This is a genomic window from Rhodococcus sp. R1101 (genome assembly GCF_000278445.1).
Lineage (GTDB): Bacteria > Actinomycetota > Actinomycetes > Mycobacteriales > Mycobacteriaceae > Rhodococcus > Rhodococcus gordoniae.
In genome coordinates, this window is record NZ_AJVB01000505.1 from 1 (window position 1) to 2,693 (window position 2,693).

At 69.9% G+C, this 2,693-nt stretch carries 4 protein-coding genes; all 4 read right to left on the reverse strand.

Annotated elements, in window-relative coordinates; all coding sequences use genetic code 11:
- Positions 1-631, reverse strand: a 631-nt coding sequence (locus tag R1101_RS0120625) for an alpha/beta hydrolase family protein (RefSeq protein ID WP_037224348.1), incomplete at its 3' end; no start/stop codon positions are given.
- A gap of 18 nt (positions 632-649) precedes the next feature.
- Positions 650-1,438, reverse strand: coding sequence for an SDR family NAD(P)-dependent oxidoreductase (locus tag R1101_RS0120630; RefSeq protein ID WP_016935182.1), 789 nt, complete (start codon positions 1,436-1,438; stop codon positions 650-652).
- A 41-nt stretch (positions 1,439-1,479) separates the two neighbouring features.
- Positions 1,480-2,136, reverse strand: coding sequence for a PaaI family thioesterase (locus tag R1101_RS0120635; RefSeq protein WP_016935183.1), 657 nt, complete (start codon positions 2,134-2,136; stop codon positions 1,480-1,482).
- A partial coding sequence (locus tag R1101_RS0120640; RefSeq protein ID WP_016935184.1) for a MaoC family dehydratase occupies positions 2,133-2,693 on the reverse strand: 561 nt, incomplete at its 5' end. The genes R1101_RS0120635 and R1101_RS0120640, both read right to left, overlap by 4 nt.

Here is a 2,693-nt window from a genome sequence, read left to right on the forward strand (position 1 = left end):
GCTCGGGGGCGTGTTCCTGCCCGCGCGCCGCCGCGTACAGCGCGGCGTGGCCACCCTGACTGTGGCCCATCGCGACCCACCGGGTGCCGATGCCCGGATCGAGTTCCCGGGCCGCGCGCACGATGTCGACGACGGCGGCCGCGGCACTGTCACCGTTCATGTAGGGATGTCCACCCGGCGTGCCGAGCCCCTCGTAGTCGGTCTGGACCACGGCGTAGCCGTCGGCGACCCACCGGTCGAGCATGGCGGTCGTCCTTGCGACATAGGAGTGGGCCGGGCCGCCGGGAGTGTCGGCGGAGGGCGCACAGGCATCGCCGACCCCCGTGGTCCCGTGGGCCCAGCTGAGCACGGGCCAGCCTCCCTCCGGTGCCTCTCCTTCGGGGATCGCGACAGTCCCGGAGACGAGGACGGGACGCCCGTCGGCCCCCTCGGACAGATAGGTGATCAGGTCGGTTCGTGACGCGCTGGGAAGCGCCGCCGCACCGGTGAGGGGGCGGTCGGTGACCAGGGAGCCGGGTCCTCCTGCTGCCTCCTCGGTGTCGTCACCGCCGGTGTCGGAGCAGGAGGTGAGGCCGAGCATCGAGACCGCGGCGAGTACCGATACCGCGCTCCGAGCAGTACGAGAGATCATGAATCCTCCGTCGGGATTTCAGTCGACCGCCGGCGCCCATTGCACGCCGTTGATGTGGCTACCGCCGTCGACGAACAGCGTGTTGCCGGTGAGATAACGCGAGTCGTCGCTCGCGAGGAAAGCCGCGACGGTACCGATGTCGTCGAGAGGGTCACCGATACGGCCCATGGGGTTGGCCGCGGCCTGTGTAGCCGCCATCTGCGGATCGGCCTCCGCGACCCGCTGGTACGCCGCGCTCTGCGCGCCGGGGCAGATCACGTTGCAGCACACCTGTTTCGGGGCCCATTCCCGGGCCGCGGTGCGGGTCATGCTGCGCAACGCCTCTTTCGCGGCGTTGTACGACACCGAGTACATGTGGGCATTGACGCCGTTGAGACTGCACATGTTGATCACTCGGCCGGTTCCGTGGCGGGCGAGTTCGGGGTACGCGCGTTGCATCGCCCAGAAGGTCGCCATCACGGCCATGTCGAAGCCTGCCTGCATACTCTCTTCGGGCGTCTTCTCCATGCGCGCGAATCCCAGTGACCGCCAGGCGTTGTTGACCAGGATGTCCAGGCGTCCGAATTCGCGCACGGCCGAGTCCACCATCGCGTGCACCTGCTCGCGGTCGGTGACATCGGTCGGCACGAAGTGCGCACGCACGCCCCACCGATCGGTGAGCCACCGCGCGGTGTCGGTCCCTGCCGCCCGGTCCACTTCGGCGACCACGACGTGCGCGCCCTCGCGGGCCAGGGCACCGGACACCCCTCGGCCGATCCCCATACCGGCTCCGGTGACGATCGCCACCCGCCCGTCCAGCTTTCCCATGTCGGTTCTCTCCGATCCGGTGAGGTGAGTGATGGCGACCGTCAGCGAGGACGGGGAACCGTCTTGTCGATGAACAGTGCCTCGACGGACACGCACACCGTGCCGTCCGCGGTCCTGATCTCCCCGGCCGTGTTGATCTTGCGGCCGTCCTGCTCGACCAGACGACCGGTGACCGTCAGCGGTTCGAACAAGGGCGTCGGACGGTGGTACCGCACGTTCAGCTGGGCGGTGGCACCGCTGCGTCCGGCCCACGCGTTCGCCACACCCAGCGTGTGATCGAGCAGAAGCGCCGAGACTCCGCCGTGCACGTGCCCGGGCGGACCCTGGTACGGGAAGGTCAGTTCGACGACGCCTTCCACCGAGCCGTCCTCGCGCCCGGAGAGAACCAGCGGCGGCGCGAGCGCGTTCTCGGGTCCGGTGACGGGGTCGTGCCGGGTGACACCCTCCCCGTGCCACATGTCGACCAGTCGCTCCTGCACCTCGGGGGCATGTTCCTCGAGGTGCTCGGCGATGCTGTCGAGTTCTTCCGCGACCCGCTCGAGATTCGCGTTGGCGCGGTCGGTGCGCAGCAGCGCGTCCACCACGCGCCGCGCGGCAGCGGTGGCGCGGTCGACGGCGGTGTCCTGCGGCGCCGAGGTCAGCACCGTGCCGGCGGGCGCGTGCCCGACGATGGGGTGGGTATCGGGGTCGACTCTCATCGGATCTCCATCGTGGCGTGGGTGAGCACCGGTTGTCCGTCGCGCTCGGGGCAGGTGGCGAGCAGGGTCAGGGTGTCGCCGTCGCGCCACACCGCCGTCTCGATCGTCTCCCCCGGGTACAGCGAGCCGGCGAAGCGGACCGAGAACGACCGGACACGGGTGGGATCGCCGTCCAGCGCCCCGTCGACGACGGCCTTGCACACGACACCGTACGACGCGAGGCCGTGCAGGATCGGCCGGTCGAACCCCGCCATCTTCGCGAAGTCGGGGTCGGCGTGCAGCGGGTTGAGGTCGCCGCTGAGCCGGTACACCAGCGCCTGCTGTGTGCTCGTGGGCGACACGAGGGTCTTGTCGGCCTCCCGTTCCGGGACGGTGGTCGACGTGTCGGGTCCAGGATTGCCGCCGAAGCCGCCCTCACCGCGCGCCCAGATCTGCATCGCACTGGTCCACAGCGGGTTTCCGTCGCCGTCCGTGGCGGACTGTTCGAGCACGATCACCGCGGCCTTGCCCTTGTCCCAGACATCCGCGATACGCGACGAGATCGTCGCGGAACCCGA